Genomic DNA, 16,357 nt, shown 5'->3' with positions numbered 1-16,357 from the left:
GCTGATTTGCCCGTAACGCTGGAAACCCGCCTGCTAAACGCTCACGCCATCAGCACGCACATCGCAGGCGAAGCGGTGTGGCTGCTGCCGCAAAAAGCGCTGTTCTGGCCCGCGCAACGCATGTTGCTGGTGGCTGATGTGCACTTTGGCAAGGCAGCGGCTTATCGCGCCCTGGGACAACCGGTGCCGCACGGCACCACCCAGGCGAACCTGGCGCGACTGGATGAAATGCTGGCGGTGCTGGCTGAGGACGTCGACACGTTGGTGTTTCTGGGCGACTTTTTGCACGCCAAATCATCGCGCCATCCTGAAGTGCTGGGCGCGCTGGAAACCTGGCGCGCGCGTTGGCCCGCGTTGCGGCTGGTGCTGGTGCGCGGCAACCACGATGTTCGCGCTGGCGACCCGCCGCAAAACCTGCGCGTGACCGTGGTAAGCGAACCCTGGATCGTCGGCCCGCTCGGCTTGTGTCACGAACCGGACGTGGCCTTGCCCGGCGGCATCTACGGCCTGTGCGGCCACGTCCACCCCGCCGTCACCCTGCGCGGCGGCGCACGCGAACGCATGCGCCTGGCCTGCTTCTGGATGGGCGAACACGGCGGCATCCTGCCCGCCTTCGGCGAATTCACCGGCAGTTGGACCATGCCCGCGCACGCACGCGCGCGAGTGTGGGTGGTGGGTGGCGGGCGCGTGTTTGCGGTCGGTGGCTGACGCGGGCCACTCGCCGTTTCGACGCTCGCTGTACTCGGCTGAGCCTCACTCCAGGAAACCACCGCGGCATCGGCCCTTACGACCATAGGGGCGAACTCGGCGCCCTTCTCCGAACCCACCAGCAAGCTGGCGTGCAGCAACATCCGGGCGAAACGCCCAAATGTTTGCCTTCCGATGAGGCATGCACGAAGCGTAGGGAACGTTACCCCAAGGGGTTTTGTCCTCGCTTGCGGGGGCGACGCACATTTTGGTTGTGCCACGGAGGCTTTAAAGCCGCGAAATCGGGATGGTGGCAAGGAATGAGGGCATGGCGTATTCCGGGAAATGTGCGTTGCCCTACGGGTAACGCACCCTACGCGTACTTTCGGGCGGTAGTGAATTGGCGGGTGATTGGAGTGAGCCTTCTTGCTTGCGGCTTTGGGTGGTGGGTCTTGACCCACCCTATGGAGCGTTCGTGGAGGTAACGGTGGCAAGTTAGTCGGCGGTGGCCGTGCGGGGTGGGATGCGTTAAGCGGGCGGTGCGGATGTTCATTGTTACCCGCAGCGACCACGCCCACCCGATGTTGCGTAGCAACGAGGCAGCAAGCCCGGCAAACCAGCGCCATCTCCTGAGCGCGCGAAGGTAGGAGACCAGTTTTACCGGGCTCCGACTGAGCGTCGCGTCCGCGGAGCGGCAGCTGGGCCATCGAAGTAACAGACGGTCCGTTTCGGCTTTTGACCTACCGGGCCCCCTGGCGAGCGAAGGATTCGCGAGTGGGGTCGCCTTTCTTTTGGTTATCTTTTCTTTGGCGAAGCAAAGAAAAGTGACGTGCTCCCGGGCACCCCCGGGTATCCAAAATGCGCCGCAGGCTCAAGCGGTCAAAGGTTTGTCCCGCTAAAGCGGGACATCCCAAAACACGCACGGGCCCAATCGTTAAAGGCCCATCCCGCCAAAACAGAACACTCCAAAGCGCGCCGCAAGCCTAACCCTCACGGCGGATCACGAAACCGCGTACTTCTCACCGCCCCCACAATCCCCAACCCCACCGCCACCACCACGCCCACCACAATCCAGTGGTCCGGCACATGCGCCAGATGCGCGCCATAAGCCAACCCGACGATGGCGATCACCATCCCGACCAGGTACAACGCAAAAGAAGACATCGCAACCTCCAGCAAACGTTGTAATTGTTGATGTGGCCAGTCTCGCAGCAAGCCCGTCGCCACACCGTCGGCGCGCCTGGCAAAGCGTTGTCGGCTCATCGCTGATTTGCGCATGCCGCCTGCGCGCGTGGCGCACGGGCAAAAAAAAACATCGCAGCCCAAGCTACGATGTTTTTTGTTCGATGACAGGCTATGCGCACTGGCCCGCTTGGGTAATCACCCCCGATTGCCGAAGCCTGCTGGCGCAAGGCCGGTCAATTAACGCCAACCGCCATTGCTGGACGAATCAGCCGGTTGCGCCGCGCTATCGGTGGTAGCCGGTGCCGGGGCGCTCAGGCTGTTGTTGGTGTTGCTGTTGTCTTGCATCACCGCGTCATTCTGCTGTTGCGTAGCCGCCTGGTTTTGCATTTGCTGCTCGTCCAGCTTTTGCTGCGCAGCGCTGTACGTGTAGCTGTCGTTGTTGTTCATGTTGTTGTACGGGGTCATGGCCGCCTGGTCGGTATCCCAGGTATCCAGACGCGGGGTGTTGTTGTACAAGCCGGCTTTAAAGCCGCGTTCGCCGTTGCCAGCGCCACCGGCACCCTGGCCGTTTTCAGCATAAGAAGCACCAGCAACCAAAGTTGCGGCGACGGTACACAGCGTAATCAGAGCCTTTTTCATGGCATTTCTCCAGATGGTTGTGACATGAGTGAATGGCCGTTCAGGTCATGGCTGTACTTTAGGCTGATGCGATTGACGGCGATGTCGGTGCTGGCTTGCTCTTTGTGTCGGGCGAGTAACGCGGGGTGTTGTCAGTGATCGCGTAAAAGCATTGCGCGCAATCACATACACTTGTAATCAAACTGCAACCCCGCCACCCGCGCACCGTATAGGTTTGCTAACAAACGGCCACGCACCACGTAGGACAATGTCATTTGCCCCGGCGTTCACACGGCTGTCGGGGGATTGGAAGGCCCCGCAGGTGTCGCAGGCGCGCCGACGTTGGCACTGGGCACCATCACTGTGCGATTGGGGTTGGCGATTTCGATGCCCAGTTCCTGGAAGCGCTTGAACATACGGCGGTTGAATTCGCGCTGCACGCCCCAGCGGCCGCGGTCGGTGGTGGGAATCTGGCCCACCACCGTAATGGTGGCGCCATCCACTGAATCGACGCCCCACAGCTGGAAGTCACTGAGGATGGCGTCCTTGAACTGCGGGTCCTCGCGCATACCGGCCGCGATTTCGGTGAGGACTGCGGCCACCTTGTCGGGATCGGTGGGATAGGCCACGTTGACCTTCACCGAGGCGTTGCCCAACCCGCGGTTGACGTTGTTTACGGTGGTCACCGAGCTGAACGGAATGATATACAGCGAGCCATCGCCGCCGCGCAGCCGCACGGTGCGGATCGACAGTTTTTCCACCGAGCCCGACACGCCTGCCGCCGTCACCCAGTCGCCGACTTCCATGGCGTCTTCCAGCATCAGGAAGATGCCGGTGATGAAATCCTGCACCAGCTTTTGCGAACCAAAGCCCAGCGCCACACCAATGATGGACGCGCCGGCCAGCAACGGCGCGGTGTTAATGCCCAGTTGGTTTAGCCCGGTCAAACCGATAATCAACAGCATCACGATCAGCATGGTGGTGCGCAGCACCGGCAGCAAGGTGCGCAAACGCACGGTGCGCATATGGTCGCCGCGATCGGTCCACATCTGGATACGGCGATCCACGCTGACGTTGATCACTTCCCAGATCAGCATGGCCAGCAAGCTCATGATGCCGATATTGATGGCGGCCGAGAACAAACGCGGGCCCAGCGTGCCGTGGCGCAACCAGCCCAGCACATCAAAGCCCCACGCCTGCAGCAGCGCCAGGATGGTGACAATGCCAACACCCCACGTCACCACTTTTTGCAGCAAGGGATAATAGTGCTGCGCACGCTGGCTGACGATCGAGACCGAGTCGCCATTTTGCTGCAAGGTGCGGCCTAACATGCCCAGTCCGACAATCAAGACCACCCGCGCCGCGATCAGGATCAGCGCGGTGTTGGCCAGGATATGCACCAGCTTCTGGAAGCCGTCGTCTACGCCCAGCGCCCAGACAAACCACATGCCCGCGATCAGGCATACGGCAAACACCACCCAGACATCGGCCAGCCAGTTGCGCAGCGAAGTCAATGCGCCCTCCTTGCTGCCTTCCGGGGCGCGGATCCAGCTGGCGACCACGTGGCGCGAGCGCACCACCATCATGATCATGGCCAGATGAGCCAGCAGGCTGAACAAACGCAACAAGGCGCGATGCGCTTCAGTGCTCAGGCCCGAATCGGCGGCGGCATCGGCCAGCGCGCCGCCAAACACAAACAAGACCACGATGCGGCGCAACCAGACTTCGGCAAAGCGTGCGCTGGCGTCATCCAGCGGCAGCAGGCGCAAGCCCGGCGCATGCGGCGCCAGCAACAAGCGGCCCGCCACCATGATGATCTTGGCGGTAATCCAGGCATTCGACAGCTGCAACACCAACGGGCGCACCGGCGCATCCGGGTCAACCAGCAAGCTGGTCAGCGCGGCGCTGACCACAAAGAACGCGAGTATCGGCAACAGCGCCAGCAACGCCAGCGTAATCGCGCCCGGCAAACGGCGTAAAAACGCCCAGTGCGTGGGGCGTGGCGCTTCTTTAAGCGGCGTGCTGGTCGAGGTGCCGTTATGCGTGGGAATGATCGGTTCGGTGCTGGTGACATCCACTGCGGGCGGCGGCAGCGTGACGTCGCCGGGATGCGCATTGGCGTCGGCGGTCGCCGTCGCGGTTGCCGAAGCGGTCGAGGCTGTGGCATCGGCGGGCGTGGCTTTGCCTGCGGATGCCGCAGCGCGGGCCGAGGCCATATCGGCTTCGCCCGCAAGAAACGTAATCAGCGTATCGCCAGCCAGAAAGCGTCCACTGGCTTCGGCCGAGGCTAGGCGGTGATCCACCCATTTGCGCAATGTAAGACGCGGTTTGCGCAAGCCCCATAGCACCAGCCATTGCACGGCAAAGGCGCCCACCAGTACGGCCGCCAGCCGCCACAAGCCATCCATTAATGCAGCGCGGCCGCTGGGCGTGCTGATCAGCGTTTCAAACCAGCCGCTGATGGCTGAAATTTGCAAGGCGGCATGCGCGGTATTGCGCGCTTCGCGCACTGCGGCTTTCAACCACGATTGCGATTGCACCAGGATGGCGGCCACCAGGCTGTTGGAAGTAAATGCGCTGGCCTTGGCGGGTGCAGATGCCGCTACCGCCGAGGCGGATGCCGCCGCCGGGGCTGAAGCCACTGCGGACGCATCTACCACCACGCCCGCTTTGGCTACCGTGCGCAGTGTGGCCATCACCTCGTTGCGCTTGCGATCATCCGACAGCACATCCAGCGCCTGGCGCGCCTCGGCGGGCGTGAGCTGGTCTGCGGCCGAAGCCGAAGTGGGAACGGGCGCTTTGGCAGGACGGGCCTGCGCGGACAGCGCGGTAACGGCAAACAGCAGGGGCAGCAGGAATCGGCGCATGGTTTTGGGGGCTAGGCTCTGACAAGACAGTGACAGGAAAAGGTATCTGGCTTGTCGGTATTTGATGAGTCGGCAACAACGGATAGCCATGTAGGCCATAGAACCACGCGCGGCGTGCTATGCCGCTCTGCTGTTAGCCAGCGCCTATGGCCGTATGCGGGAAAAATTGATTTCACGGCGCGGGGTTGGCTGGGGCAGAATTGCTTTCACTCGTGTCAGGCAAGTTATCCGCAACAAGCACCAAACACAGGAGGTTCACCATGGATATTCATCTGGGTATTTCCGAGCAAGATCGCAAAGCCATCGCCGACGGGTTGTCCCGTTTGCTGGCCGACACCTACACGCTGTATCTGCAGACGCATAATTTTCACTGGAACGTCACCGGGCCGATGTTCAACACGCTGCATGTGATGTTCGAAACGCAATACAACGAACTGGCGCTGGCCACCGACCTGATTGCCGAACGCATCCGCGCGCTGGGCTTTCCGGCGCCGGGCACTTACAGCAAGTTTGCCGCCCTTACCCGCGTGGAAGACGTCGAAGGCATCCCCGAAGCCACCGAGATGATCCGCATCCTGCTCAAAGGCCAGGAAACCGTGGTAACCACCGCGCGTGGCCTGCTGGACAAGGTGGGCGAAGTGAATGACCAGGCCACCGATGATCTGCTGACGCAGCGGCTGCAAATCCACGAAAAAACCGCATGGATGTTGCGCGCGCTGCTGCAGTGATATTCGCGGTTTGCGCTTGATAAAAAACCCGGCCTGGTTTGCCCCTGGCCGGGTTTTTTGTTTGCGCCAGAAACGCCGTTGTTACACCTGACGGTTCTGCAATGCGTCGCGGATTTCGCGCAACAGTTTGACGTCTTCCGGCTCGGCCGCCACGGGCGCGGGCTTGGCTTCTTCTTTGTGCTTGAGGTTATTGATGCCCTTGACGATCAGGAACACCGCAAACGCCACGATCACAAAGCTGATCGCCACATTGAGAAACTGGCCGTAGTTCAGCGTCACCGCACCCGCTTTCTGCGCGGCTTCCAGTGTCGGGTACGGGCCCGGCACCTTGTCGCTTTCCTTCAGCAGCACATACAGATTGGCAAAATCCACCTTGCCCAGCAGCAGGCCAATCGGCGGCATGATGATGTCTTTGACCAGCGAATCCACGATCTTGCCAAACGCCGCGCCAATGATCACGCCGACCGCCAGGTCGACCACATTGCCGCGCATGGCGAATTCTTTGAATTCCTTGAACATAAAAACCGCTCCGTTGGTTGGCTGAAAGGTTGCGAACAGGTTATTCATCCCGTCCGCCGCCTGTCAATGCTGTTGCATGCGCCTGGCGCATGATTAACGCGGTTTGTTACGCGGCGTGCGCGCCCCGGTTTTGCTGGTATTGCGCGCTACCGAGCGGCCACCCACCCGCGGCTTGGCGGCCGGTTTGGCCGCTGCGGGCTTGGCCGCCACGGGTTTGGCATTCGCCGCTTTAGTCGCAGGCCGCGCTTTGGCGCCCGTGTTCGGCTCGGTGGTTTTGCGCGCTGAGACCGGCGCTTTGGGTCGGCCCAGATAGCAGGTGATTTCTTCGCGATCGTGATACAGATGACGCGCCGTCAGCACGTAATGCACGTCGGCGCGGTCCATGGCGGCTTCGATAATGCCAAAGCATTTTTCGATTTCAGCCCAGCGCTTTTTCATCGGCAGCTTCAGGTTAAACACCGCGTGCCGCGCCATGCCGTTGGCCAGCCACTTGCTGATCAGTTCGGCGATGCGCGCGGGCTGTTCGATCATGTCGCACACCAGCCAGTCCACCGGATGCTGCGGTTTGTAGCGGAAACCATCCTCGCGCAAATGTTTAACGTGCGGGTGGATGGCCATATCGCCCTTCATCGGGCCGTTATCGATGGCGAACACTTTCAGGCCACGCGCCACCAGCTGATAGGTCCAGCCGCCCGGCGCAGCGCCCAGATCGACACCGGTCATGCCAGGTTTGAGCAGCGAATCGGCATCCGGCACCAGCGTCATAAAGGCTTCGGACAACTTCAGCGTGGAACGGCTTGGCGCTTCGGTCGGCATGCGCACGCGCGCAATGCCCATCGGCCACGGGTTGGAATGGCGCGGATCGGTGGTGCCGATGATGGCGCGCGTCATGCTGGGGAAGAACACATGCAGCCGATACGGCGCGCGTTCGTTCAGCAAATTCATCTCGGTCAACCCCGTGCCCAGCACATCGCCAAAGCGGCGGCAGAAACCGGACAGTGGTTTGCCTTCATCGCTATCGGGATGCTCCAGCCACACATCGTTGAACGGCCCGGCGCCGCTGGCTTGCAGCGCGTCCAGGATCGGGCCCAGACGGTCTTTCTCGCCCAGTTCGATATCGGCCATCACGCGGATGGTCTGGCGCGCAAAGACGGTCTCGTTGGCGCGCGGCACATTGGGGTTTTCGTGGTCGCCCGCCTTGCCCGGTTTGAATAACACATAGCCCGGCGCGCTTTCCCAACCGCCCGTTTGCCCGGTGCGGGCTTCCCATTCGTGGCGGACATCGTTTTCGAAACCGGCCCGGCAATAAAACAGCAGTGCGTTGCGCATTGCGGTGGTGCTCTGAAAAAACAAAAGCGAAGGATACAGCAAGTCCCTCATCCCGCCGACCGCCAGTCGTAAGCGGCTGCCGTTGATCGTCGCCAGGACGGTGGTTGCGGCGGGGCTGCATCCGCCTGGCAACGCGCTACGTATCACTGAGCAGACCGGCCTGGTAGACGCCGGCGTTAACAAGCGCAGGAATGGGCAATATGCAGGAATTTGATCAAGCGGGTGGCTTGCACCCCAATGGATGGGGCGCGCCGGCCGGTGCGCCGGCAGCCACACACGCCGCCGAGCCTTCCACTCGGCGCATTGCCGTGGTCGGCGCGGGCATCGCCGGGCTGGCCAGCGCGTGGTTGCTGCAACGGCGCGGCTATCAGGTGACGCTGTACGAAGCCGCCAACGTATTGGGCGGGCATGCGCATACGGTGGACGTGCGGCTGGATGGCTGGATCTATCCGGTGGATACCGGCTTTACCGTGTTTGAAGACCGCAGCAGCCCCAATCTGCATGCCTTTTTCGATGCACTCGGCGTGCAGACCGTAAACAGCGAACGCGCGCTGGGCGTATCGCTGGATGAAGGCGCGCTGGAATGGTCCAGCACCGATTTGCTGTCGGTGTTCGCACAACGGCGCAATCTGGCGTCGCCGCGTTTTTTGCGCATGCTGCGCGAGCTGCTGCGATTTAATGCCGAGGCGGCCGAGCAGATCACGGTGTGCAGCGCCCGCGGCACCTCCCTGGGCGAATTGCTGCAACAAGGCGGCTACGGCAAGGCCTTGCGCGACTGGCATTTGCTACCGCTGGCGGCGTCGCTGTGGCATTGCTCGCTGGCTGCCGCCGCGCAAATCCCGGCGGCGAGCTTTTTGCGCCTGTGCCAGCAACAAGGGTTGTTGCGCATCAACGAACGCCCGCAGTGGCGTACCGTGGCCGGCGGTGCGCGCGAATATATCTTTCCGATTGATCGCGAATTACACGATGTGCGCCGCTGCAGCCCCGTGCGCGAAATCCATCGCACCGGATTTGGCGTCACCGTGGTCAGCGGCCCCGAAGCCGAACAATTTGATGAAGTCGTGCTGGCCACGCCCGCCGCCACCAGCCTGCGCCTGTTACATAACGCCAGCGCGGCAGAGCGCACCGCGCTGGGCGCGTTTGAGGTGCAGCACAACGTGGCGGTGCTGCACACCGATACCCGCCTGCTGCCGCAACGGCGCAGCGTATGGTCGGCCAGCAATTACCTGGGCGGCAAAGACGTGGCGCCCGACCAGCCGGTTTGCATCAGCTATTTACTTAACCAGATGCAGCCGCTGCCCTTTCGCACGCCGGTCATCCTGACGCTCAATCCGCGCCAGGCGCCTGCGCCAGCACAGACGCTCGGGCAATTTCGCAGCGCGCAGCCGGTGCTGAACAACGCCACGCTGCAGGCGCAACACGCACTGCAAGCGCTGCAAGGCCGCAACCGGGTCTGGTATGCCGGGGCATGGCTGGGCCAGGGTTTACATGAGGATGGTTTGCGTTCGGCCCTGCGCGTGGCGGCTGCGTTTGATGCGCTGCCGCCGTGGGCCACGCTGGAGGAACCGCCGCTGGCCGAAATCATGGCCGGCCTGCAATCCGGCCTACGCGACCCCTTGCGCACGCACGACTCCGGGCCAGCCGGGGTGATCGGCTGACCGCGCCATCTGCCGCCGCGCCACCGTCCATCCGCAGCAAGTGAGGCATGGCCCACCTGGCGCAACGCACTCTTCCTACAGCAAAGTCAGGGCCTTGCGTATCGGCTTTGCCAGGGCATGCGCCTAAAGTGGGAACCGTTGCAAGGCCATGTTGGCCACCGTTCAAAACGGCATATACAAGGAGCTCGATCATGAACAAGGCACAAGTGGAAGGTCGCAAGGAACAAGTTAAAGGCGCCGTGAAGGAAGTCGCTGGCAAGATCACCGGTAACGATGCCAAGGAAGTGGCAGGCAAAGTGCAAAAGAACGCCGGTAAAGCCGAAGCTAAAGTGGGCGATGCAGTGAACGAACTGGAAAAGACCAGCTCGACCCGTCGTCACTAAGCACCTCTGAGTCAGGACTTTCCTGACTGGATGACTAAAAAGCGATGCCTTTGTGCATCGCTTTTTGTCTGTGTTGCGCTGCACGTGGCAATTGTCTGAATACACAGGCAAACTGCCGCGCAGGCGTTGCGCCCATCAGGAGAAGAGATCATGAAAATCCACCAGTTTGCATTCGCGCTGTGTTTACCGCTGTTGTCAGCCATGGTGCTGACGGGCTGTGAGCGTAAAGACCCGCCGGTCAAGATAGACCAGGGTGGCAAAGACGCCATGGATAAAGCCAAAGCCATTAGCGACAGCGTGCAAAAGCAGGACGACCAGACCAACAAGAATATCGATAACCAGAGCAAATAAACCGGCCGCCGCGCGGACACAATCCGCGCTTGATGCTGCCGTCCGCCCGTTTGTCATGCATCTGGCATAAGCGCTGCTAACCTGTGGAAGAAGACCTTCTTCTACAGGCCAGCGCGTGTTCAAATCCGCCCCGCCCTCACCCTCTTCCGCCCCGCACGGCCTGTTGCAACTTGACCGCCTGCGCTTACCCCCCACCACCGCGCTGGGCCTGATGTTGCTGCTGTTGCTGGTGGTGCTGCTGCCCATCATCATCGCCAGCTGGCTGGCCGAACAGCATGTGCGTGCGCGCGAACGCGCAGCCTTGCAGCAATACGCCGAGCGCGGCCTGCGCAACTTTGAAACCGTGGTCAACAACGCCATCGCAGCGCTCGACGCGTTGCAAAAACAGCCAGACCCGCTGTGCAGTGATGGCTGGCGGCAGGCCGCGCGCCATACCGTGGTGCGCTATCGCTATGTGCAAGTGGCCATGGCGCTGAGCGAACAAAACACGGTGCTGTGCGATTCGATGGCCACCTCCTATGCGGTTGCGCCACTGCTGGGCAAGCCCGACTGGCGCGGGCCGCGCGTGCGGGTGTGGATTAGCGTACCCGATCCCGAAGGCGCGGGCCGCAAAATGGTGGTGCTGGCGGCGGGGCAAAACGGCGTGCTGGTTGATCCCGAATCGATGATTGATGTGGTTAGCGATCGCAGTTCCTATTCGCTGGGCATTGTCGGGCTGGTGTACGGCCAGGTGATCTCCGCATGGCCCTACGCCAACCGCGAGGCCTTGCGCCAAAGCTATTTTCATCCGGGCGTTGAGCTACAAGATGGCCGCTTTCATGTGGTGGCGCGCTCGGCCACCTTGCCGGTGGCCGTCATCGCCAGCGAGCCCGAGGACGAATTGCTGCAGCGCTGGACTGCCGCCCTGCGCTATTGGCTGCCCGCCGGGCTGGCGTCGGGCATGCTGGCCGCATGGGGATTCTTGCGCGTGGTGCGTCGGCATTTATCGTTTGAAGGCCAGTTGCGCCAGGCGGTGCGCAAAAACCAGTTCGAAGTGCATTACCAACCGATTGTCGACCTGCATACGCGGCGCTGCGTGGGCGCCGAAGCGCTGGTGCGCTGGCGGCAAAGCAATGGCCAGCTGGTGCGGCCCGATCTGTTTATTCCGCTGGCCGAAGAAAGCGGGCTGATCCAGCCGCTGACCGATCTGGTGCTGGAACGCGTCTGCGCCGAGCTCGGCCCCACGCTGCTGGCCAATCCGACGCTATATATCTCGATCAATGTCGCCGCCATCGATCTGGCCAGCAGCCGCTTTGCGGACGAACTGGCGCACCAGATGGCCGACGTGGCGTTTGCCCCCAGCCAGATCGCCATCGAAGCCACCGAGCGCGGCTTTATGCACGCCAATACCGCCAACGAAATCATTCAGAAATTGCGCAGCGCGGGCCATCCGGTGCTGATTGACGACTTTGGCACCGGCTATTCCAGCTTGTCGTATCTGCAGCATTTCCGGGTGGACACGCTCAAGATCGACAAGGCCTTTATCGATACGGTGGGCACCGAAGCGGCTTCCGCCAGCGTGGCGCCGCATATCGTCGAGATAGGCCACAGTCTGGGCGTCAAGTTGGTGGCCGAAGGCGTGGAAAGCGAAGACCAGGCGCTGTGGTTAAGCAGCCGCGGCGTGCAATACGGCCAGGGTTGGCTGTTTGCCCGCGCCATGCCACGCGATGATTTTCTGGCGTGGCTGGCCGGGCTATAGCCGCGGCGTGGGCGGTTTATTGATACGTAAACGTCAATGTGGATTTGGCGATAACGCTGCCGGGCCGGGGCGCAGTGCCAACGACGGTCTGCTGTAACCAGGCCTCGACGCCAAAACTGGCGGTGCGCGCATTGGCGTTGTAGCTCAGCGTGGCAAAGTCATTCAGTTTCATGCCGCTTTGCGCGCTCTGCACATACACCGCCTTGTTGGACTTGAGCTGCACCGCCACGCCCGTCGCCGTGCCGGTATTTCTGATCCAGGCCGAGGGGCTGCCCGGATCCGATGTTTGCGCGGTGGTGACGGTGAGCGTGCTGACATCCGTACTGTCGCAGTCCTTGAGCACGATGGTGCCCCTGCGCGATTCGTTGCTCCAGCCGCCGCCCGAAAACGCAGTGCCTGCGTCGACGGTGCCAAACGCCAGGCTGACGCTGGTGCTGCTGTCTACCTGGCAGGTGTTTTTGGTAATCGTGGCCGAGATATTCACGTCGGCGGTCGTGCCCGCCACGGCGACAGGGGCCAGCAGCACACATGCGCAAGCGCCAGCGGAAAAAATCAAAGGATGCAAACGGGGCATAGCAAGTCTCTGCAAAGTTGAAAACGGGATTGAAGCGGCTTAGGGATAGCTGAACTCCAGCAACAGGTTGTGCACCAGGCTGCCCGCGCTGACTGGCGCGTTAGTGGCCTGCAGCAGGTTGGCTTTCAGCAGGATGGTGGCCGTGCTGCTGCTGGCGTCGTAGACCGGCACCGCCACGTCCATCAAGCGGGTGGCGCTGCGCGTGGCTTCGACCGGCGTGGCGGTGCTGGCATACACCACATTCAGTCCGATGCCGCTGGCGCTGCCTGCGTTGGCGATCAAACGCGGCGCGCCGGGATAGGCGGCATAACTGGTTTTGATGGACATCGTCTCCAGCGCGCCGACGCCACACTGGCTAAACAGAATGGTCACATCGCGTAGCGGCGGGCCGCGCTGCGCACCCGCGAAATCGGCTTCCAGAAACGTACCCAAGGGAATCGAACGGTGTTGATCCGCGCCGCTGATCATGCAGGTGGCGCGCACCAGTTGCGCGCTTAGCGTGACCTCGGCGTCAGTTGCGGCCACGGCGACGCCGGGGATGGCGAGCGCGCCCACGATTAATGCCGTCCGGCATCGCCACGCCCTAGTCATAGCGCACATGGATCACCACCCTCGTCTGCACCCTGCCGGCCCGCACCCGCGCGGCGGTTTGCACATATCGCGCCCGAAACGCATAACGTTGGTCCGCAGTGGGCAGCAGGCGTACGTCCGAACTGCCATCGGACTGCAGCACATTGACGCCCGCGTCGGTAAACAGCGCAACGCCGGTACCGCTGGCCGGCAAATCGGTGGCCACATTGGCAAACCACTGCCGCTGGCCCATCAGATACACATTGCCTTCCGGCTGGAATTCAAAATGCAGCGATTGCACGATGCCGTCGCAGCCGCTCAGGCCCAGCGTAAACGCAGTCTCGCCCACCAGGGCGCCCACGCCGGTGAACAAGCCCAGCGGCAAGCGCGGTAACAGCACCCGGCGCTCGACCGAGTCGGGCGAGAGCTGGCAAGTGCCGCGATGAACCTGCCCGGTAAATTGCAGCTGGCTGCTGCTATCGGCATCGGCGGCGCGGGCGCTGGCCGCGTGCAGCAGTCCGCATGCCACGCAGAGCAAAAGCGCTAATCGCATCGCATATGCTCCAGCGCCACGGGCAGCGGGCGTTGCGTGGCGGTGTCGGGCAAAACATAGCGCACCGCACATTGCCGGTCCGGCGTGCTGCCCCAGCGGATGTGCAAGACGCCTGCATTGGCGATGCCGCGGGTATAGGCGCGCCCGCCCTGCCCCATCACGCCGACGTTGTTGTCGTGTTCATCAAAAATCTCCGCGCCCAGCGGAATGACGGGCGCGTTAGCGTCACGTTCGATATTGAGCGTCACCGACCGCCCCAGATCGGTCTCGAAGCGCAATAGCAGTACCGCCCCCGCGCGTGGCACCACGGCGGCGCTGGTGCTTTTGAGTTCGATATCGGCGCTGATGCCGTTGGGGTCGAGCGCGATTTCGTTACTGCGATACGGCATCAGATTGGTCATGATGGCGCGGCCCGATTGATCGATGCGCGCGCCGCTGCCATTGACCAGGGCGGCGCCGGCGGCACCGTCCGCTTCGACAATGGCAATCGCGCTATCCGTCTGCAACGGCGGCCCGAACACCAGCCCGTGGCGATACGCCACCATCGACCCCGATGCCCCCAGAGATAACTGTTGCGCCGTCTTGCCCTGGCTGGCGGAACTGTTCAGCGTGCCGTAGCGCGTGGCATAGCTGGCATATGCGCCCAGTTCGTCATGGCCCTGTTGGCCCGCTGTCGAATAGCCATTCAAGCCGTAGCTGAAATCACCTTGCGTGCCCGAAGCGCTGGCGCCCAGGTTCTGATGTCCGTCGCTGCTGCGCGCAAAGGTGGCGGAGAGCGAATTAAACAACGGCCGCTCCGTGCCCACACCAAACGGCACCGACAGATTGGCAAACACTTGCGTAGAAGCGCGTTCGGCATCGGCGGGCCGATAGCGCTGCACGCTGGCGCTGTAGCTAAGCACGCCCCAGACGTTGGAATAACCAAGCTGGTATTGCAGATCGGCTTCCGGCCGGTTCCAGTAATTCTGGTGGCTGGCGGTGACATAAAACGAGCCATACGGCGCGGGCAAGGTCTGGCTTAGCGACACCTGCGCGCGATTACGCATGCGCGCAATGCCAAAACGGCCGCCGCTGGCCGCATTCTGGATTGCGATTTCGGCATCGCGCAGGCTGTAATAGCCGGCCGTGTTATAGCGATACGCCGCCAGCGTCAGGTCGGTATGCGTACCGGGCAAAGTCTTGCTATAGCTGGCGCGCCAGCTGCTGCCCTCCGCCACTTCGCCCGGTAGCGTGGTGCGGCTTTGCGTGCCATCCAGCGCCAGCGCGCCCCAACGTGTGTTGAACGCGCCGCCCAGCAATAGCGCGACATAGCCATCGCTCAAGCCCAGGCCGCCATACGCCGTCACCGTGTTGTTAAGGCCATATTGCCAGGTGCCCTGGCCCAGAGCGGGATGGCGGGTGCTGGCGCCGTCCTGCAATTTGCCGGCCACAAAACTGAAGCGGCTTTGCCCCGGCCGCAACAACTGCGCGACGGCGGCATAGGGCACGCTGAATTTCTTTTCGCTGCCATCCGCCTCGGTGATGGTGACGTCCAGATCGCCGCCATAGCCGGTGGCATACAGGTCTTCCAGCGCAAACGGCCCGGGCGCGACGGTGGTCTGGTACAGCAGATTGCCGTTCTGCATCACGCTCACGCGCGCATTGCTGGTGGCCACGCCGTGCACCACGGGCGCAAATCCGGTCTCGGCGTCGCCCAACATACGGTCATCGCGGTTGATGCGCGCGCCGCGAAAGCCGTACGAATCAAACAACTGGCCATCGGTATAGGCCTGGCCCAAGGTCAACTGCGCCCGCCACGGGGTGATATCGTGCTGCGCCCAGGTTTCCAGCGACTGCCAGCGCGTGGGTGCATTGGCGGTACGGTTTAGCGAGGAGCGATAACGCAAGCGCCAGCCCTCCACATTCAGCCCACTGAGCATGCCCAGGAAGGCGCTGCGGGTGGCGCTTTCGCTACCGTTGGTGCGATAGAGATTAAGGTCGTACTGCAAGGTGGCCGCGGTGATGCCAGCGTCCCAACGCGCCGGATTGACGGCGCCGCGCGCACCGCGTTGCAGATAGAGCTGCGGCACGCTGAGCGCCAGGCGTTGCTCGTTAACGTCAAAGCTGGCCTGCGCGCCCGCCAGTTGCTGCAACACGCTGCAATCATCCGGCGCGGCGCGGGCCAGCAGCATCTCGGCGTCCACGCCCAGACGCTGCAACAGCGCGGCGGGCAAGCACGGTTGTGCTTCGCCGCCCTGCGCCGGACGCTTGAACGTAATGGCTTCTTTGCCCATGGCTGCTCCGTTAACCAACACGTCCACCGTGGATGTGCCGACCGGCATTGGATTGCCGCGGGCAAAACGCGATAAATCAATCATTGCGCCGGATACAAATGAATCATCAAATTCAATGCTTTCTGCGGGCACATTGTTTTGCAAATCATCCGGCGCCAATTCATTTGCAGGCGCAGCGGACGGCGCAATCGCAACAATGGCCAGCCAATAAACAAGGCGTGCGTTTTTGATCGACATTTTTTTTGCCCGCCCTAACCACTTTATTTGCTCAGGTTTGTTAAGGTCGCGGATTAAACCAATGACAGGCCCACGGATTCACCCCGC

The 16,357-nt window shown here is 62.2% G+C and carries 15 protein-coding genes; 6 read left to right on the top strand and 9 right to left on the bottom strand.

What is annotated here, in order from left to right; translation table 11 throughout:
• The first annotated feature begins 6 nt into the window (after positions 1-6).
• Entirely contained in the window at positions 7-708 is a 702-nt protein-coding gene (pdeM, locus tag WG78_RS03580) for a ligase-associated DNA damage response endonuclease PdeM (RefSeq protein ID WP_201782353.1), read from the top strand.
• 969 nt (positions 709-1,677) lie between these two features.
• Here pdeM and WG78_RS22820 read toward each other — a convergent pair.
• The 3 genes from WG78_RS22820 to WG78_RS03565 form a co-directional block, all read right to left on the bottom strand.
• The gene (locus tag WG78_RS22820) at positions 1,678-1,851 is read right to left on the bottom strand and encodes a hypothetical protein (RefSeq protein ID WP_169788457.1); all 174 of its coding nucleotides are present in this window, start codon (positions 1,849-1,851) and stop codon (positions 1,678-1,680) included.
• A 258-nt stretch (positions 1,852-2,109) separates the two neighbouring features.
• Positions 2,110-2,511 carry a hypothetical protein gene (locus WG78_RS03570; RefSeq protein ID WP_053936409.1) on the bottom strand — a complete coding sequence of 134 codons (402 nt, stop codon included), beginning with the start codon at positions 2,509-2,511 and terminating at the stop codon, positions 2,110-2,112.
• A 266-nt stretch (positions 2,512-2,777) separates the two neighbouring features.
• Positions 2,778-5,357 carry a mechanosensitive ion channel domain-containing protein gene (locus tag WG78_RS03565; protein ID WP_053936408.1) on the bottom strand — a complete coding sequence of 860 codons (2,580 nt, stop codon included), beginning with the start codon at positions 5,355-5,357 and terminating at the stop codon, positions 2,778-2,780.
• Between the two features lie 260 nt (positions 5,358-5,617).
• On the opposite strand from WG78_RS03565, the gene WG78_RS03560 reads away from it, so the two are divergent.
• Complete coding sequence (locus WG78_RS03560; protein ID WP_053936407.1) at positions 5,618-6,085, top strand: Dps family protein; 468 nt, start codon at positions 5,618-5,620, stop codon at positions 6,083-6,085.
• 81 nt (positions 6,086-6,166) lie between these two features.
• On the opposite strand, the gene mscL is transcribed toward WG78_RS03560, so the two are convergent.
• Positions 6,167-6,604: a large conductance mechanosensitive channel protein MscL gene (gene mscL / locus WG78_RS03555; RefSeq protein WP_053936406.1), complete on the bottom strand. Its 438-nt coding sequence runs from the start codon at positions 6,602-6,604 to the stop codon at positions 6,167-6,169.
• A 93-nt stretch (positions 6,605-6,697) separates the two neighbouring features.
• Positions 6,698-7,933, bottom strand: a complete 1,236-nt coding sequence (gene rlmM / locus WG78_RS03550) for a 23S rRNA (cytidine(2498)-2'-O)-methyltransferase RlmM (RefSeq protein WP_053936405.1) — start codon at positions 7,931-7,933, stop codon at positions 6,698-6,700.
• Positions 7,934-8,133: 200 nt separating this feature from the next.
• Between rlmM and WG78_RS03545 the strand changes: the two genes are divergently transcribed.
• The 4 genes from WG78_RS03545 to WG78_RS03530 all read left to right on the top strand — a co-directional run bounded on the left by WG78_RS03545 (position 8,134) and on the right by WG78_RS03530 (position 12,063).
• Positions 8,134-9,591, top strand: a complete 1,458-nt coding sequence (locus WG78_RS03545; protein ID WP_083458773.1) for an NAD(P)/FAD-dependent oxidoreductase — start codon at positions 8,134-8,136, stop codon at positions 9,589-9,591.
• A gap of 191 nt (positions 9,592-9,782) precedes the next feature.
• Positions 9,783-9,974, top strand: a complete 192-nt coding sequence (locus WG78_RS03540; RefSeq protein ID WP_053936404.1) for a CsbD family protein — start codon at positions 9,783-9,785, stop codon at positions 9,972-9,974.
• A gap of 150 nt (positions 9,975-10,124) precedes the next feature.
• Complete coding sequence (locus tag WG78_RS03535; protein ID WP_053936403.1) at positions 10,125-10,325, top strand: hypothetical protein; 201 nt, start codon at positions 10,125-10,127, stop codon at positions 10,323-10,325.
• 115 nt (positions 10,326-10,440) lie between these two features.
• Positions 10,441-12,063 carry an EAL domain-containing protein gene (locus WG78_RS03530; protein WP_152969047.1) on the top strand — a complete coding sequence of 541 codons (1,623 nt, stop codon included), beginning with the start codon at positions 10,441-10,443 and terminating at the stop codon, positions 12,061-12,063.
• A gap of 16 nt (positions 12,064-12,079) precedes the next feature.
• Here the strand turns inward: WG78_RS03530 and WG78_RS03525 are convergent, their stop codons facing one another.
• From WG78_RS03525 to WG78_RS03510, 4 genes are read right to left on the bottom strand one after another with little or no spacing between them, the layout of a single operon-like run.
• Positions 12,080-12,637 carry a fimbrial protein gene (locus tag WG78_RS03525; RefSeq protein ID WP_053936401.1) on the bottom strand — a complete coding sequence of 186 codons (558 nt, stop codon included), beginning with the start codon at positions 12,635-12,637 and terminating at the stop codon, positions 12,080-12,082.
• 39 nt (positions 12,638-12,676) lie between these two features.
• Positions 12,677-13,192: a fimbrial protein gene (locus WG78_RS03520; protein WP_053936400.1), complete on the bottom strand. Its 516-nt coding sequence runs from the start codon at positions 13,190-13,192 to the stop codon at positions 12,677-12,679.
• Between the two features lie 28 nt (positions 13,193-13,220).
• Positions 13,221-13,760, bottom strand: a complete 540-nt coding sequence (locus WG78_RS03515; protein ID WP_152969046.1) for a fimbrial protein — start codon at positions 13,758-13,760, stop codon at positions 13,221-13,223.
• Positions 13,751-16,270, bottom strand: coding sequence for a fimbria/pilus outer membrane usher protein (locus WG78_RS03510; protein WP_053936398.1), 2,520 nt, complete (start codon positions 16,268-16,270; stop codon positions 13,751-13,753). Before WG78_RS03510 ends, WG78_RS03515 begins: the two co-directional genes overlap by 10 nt.
• Between the last annotated feature and the right edge of the window lie 87 nt (positions 16,271-16,357).

Source organism: Amantichitinum ursilacus (assembly GCF_001294205.1).
GTDB classification, from domain to species: Bacteria; Pseudomonadota; Gammaproteobacteria; order Burkholderiales; family Chitinibacteraceae; genus Amantichitinum; species Amantichitinum ursilacus.
This window is presented reverse-complemented; position numbering and strand designations above follow the sequence as displayed.

Coding starts and splice junctions, on each gene's coding strand:
- WG78_RS03570 (WP_053936409.1), bottom strand. CDS start 2,511: ATGAAAAAGGCTCTGATTACGCTGTGTACCGTCGCCGCAACTTTGGTT.
- WG78_RS03510 (WP_053936398.1), bottom strand. CDS start 16,270: ATGTCGATCAAAAACGCACGCCTTGTTTATTGGCTGGCCATTGTTGCG.
- WG78_RS03525 (WP_053936401.1), bottom strand. CDS start 12,637: ATGCCCCGTTTGCATCCTTTGATTTTTTCCGCTGGCGCTTGCGCATGT.
- mscL (WP_053936406.1), bottom strand. CDS start 6,604: ATGTTCAAGGAATTCAAAGAATTCGCCATGCGCGGCAATGTGGTCGAC.
- WG78_RS03540 (WP_053936404.1), top strand. CDS start 9,783: ATGAACAAGGCACAAGTGGAAGGTCGCAAGGAACAAGTTAAAGGCGCC.
- WG78_RS03545 (WP_083458773.1), top strand. CDS start 8,134: ATGCAGGAATTTGATCAAGCGGGTGGCTTGCACCCCAATGGATGGGGC.
- WG78_RS03535 (WP_053936403.1), top strand. CDS start 10,125: ATGAAAATCCACCAGTTTGCATTCGCGCTGTGTTTACCGCTGTTGTCA.
- rlmM (WP_053936405.1), bottom strand. CDS start 7,933: ATGCGCAACGCACTGCTGTTTTATTGCCGGGCCGGTTTCGAAAACGAT.
- WG78_RS03515 (WP_152969046.1), bottom strand. CDS start 13,760: ATGCGATTAGCGCTTTTGCTCTGCGTGGCATGCGGACTGCTGCACGCG.
- WG78_RS22820 (WP_169788457.1), bottom strand. CDS start 1,851: ATGTCTTCTTTTGCGTTGTACCTGGTCGGGATGGTGATCGCCATCGTC.
- WG78_RS03560 (WP_053936407.1), top strand. CDS start 5,618: ATGGATATTCATCTGGGTATTTCCGAGCAAGATCGCAAAGCCATCGCC.
- WG78_RS03565 (WP_053936408.1), bottom strand. CDS start 5,357: ATGCGCCGATTCCTGCTGCCCCTGCTGTTTGCCGTTACCGCGCTGTCC.